The organism is Pseudomonas sp. P5_A2_2, assembly GCF_054177685.1.
This window is the reverse complement of sequence record NZ_JBGCUL010001128.1, coordinates 1-1,349: the sequence shown is the minus strand read 5'-3', so window position 1 is coordinate 1,349 and position 1,349 is coordinate 1. Positions and strand designations below refer to the sequence as shown.

The 1,349-nt window shown below is 63.5% G+C and carries 1 protein-coding gene and 1 pseudogene; both read right to left on the bottom strand.

Annotation, left to right across the window (positions count from 1 at the left end):
- Window positions 1–453, bottom strand: a 453-nt coding sequence (locus ACXRVY_RS29405) for an acyl-CoA dehydrogenase family protein (protein WP_458239006.1), incomplete at its 3' end; no start/stop codon positions are given.
- A 150-nt stretch (window positions 454–603) separates the two neighbouring features.
- Window positions 604–1,349 (bottom strand): annotated as a pseudogene (locus tag ACXRVY_RS29400) (ArnT family glycosyltransferase); the annotation flags it as partial.

Sequence of the window (1,349 nt, the reverse complement as noted above, 5' to 3'; positions counted from 1 at the left end):
GTCGAGGACGAACCCGTCGCCTTCGGCCACCACGGTTGCCTGAACATCGTCGGCGGACCAGCCATTGGCACTGCTGAACGCCAGGGTCGCGGTCGCGCTGCCATCGGCAATCGACGGCAACCAGCGCAGCTTCTGTTCATCATTGGCGGCCAGCAACAGCGCGGGCGTGGCCATGCAGGCGGTGGCGAAGAACGGCGAGCACAACAAGCGCCGGCCCATCTGTTCCAGCAGGATTGCCAGCTCGACAAAGCCGAGACCGAGGCCGCCGTAGGTTTCGGGGATGTGAATCGCTGGCCAGTACATTTCCTGGCACAGACGCTGCCAGAGGGCTTCATCAAAACCCCGTTCACTGACCATTGCCGCGCGCACCGCGGCAGAATCCGAAACATCGGCGAGGAAGCCCTCGGCCGATGCGCGGATCATTTCCTGTTCGTCGCTGAATGCAAACTCCATCGCGGCGCCTTCTGCTCGTTTGGCGGGGCGCGCGTGACGCAACACCCCTTTGAGCATGAAGTTTGGCGCCGGCCGGACGCGGCAGAATCGTTAGCCCTGCCTAGTCCGAACGGGTGATGTGCTGGCGTGTGTGTTCGGCCGGGAAGCCGATCAGCGGCAGTCTCCGCCCATGCGCACCAGCAGCGCTGAACGGTCCGGTTTCAGGTACGGGTTGATTTCACCGACCTGGCACGACGCCAGGTTCTGCAGTTCCGGCGCGAGGGGTTCTTGCACAAACAGCAGCCCGGCCGGACGCGACTCGGACTGCAACTGCGCCACTGTCAGCGGCGCCACCGGCCGGCCCATGTAATAGACCAGACGGATATCCGGCTCACCGAGGGTATAGGCCTTCTGCCCCGGCTGCCCGTCGGCCAGCGTGGCCACCTGCTCAAGACCGCCAACCCGGTGCGACAGTACCCGCGCTTCGACGAACATGTAGAACACCACGAACCCGGCCAGCATCACGTAGGGCACAACGGCCAGGACCGTGCGCCAGCGCCCCTTCAGGTCCTCGAGCAGCGCCGACCAGTGCATCGCCAGCAGCAATGCCATCGACGGATAAACCGGCAACAGGTACTTGCCATGCTTTTCGGTGAACAGAGAAAACACCAGCAGCGGCAACAAAGTGCAGCACAGCAGCATGCCCGCCTCGCGGCGCGAGCGGATCATTGCCCAGAACTTGCGCGGCTGCACGAATGCGATCAGCCAGAACGGGAAGAAATCGCCGGCCAGGTACAACAGGTACGCATACCAGGCCTCGGCACCCTGCCCATCGATCTTCTTCACGATGTCTTCGCTGATGATCGAAGCCCAGATGCCCCAGCCCTGACTCACAGACACCGCCACGTACCAGGAAC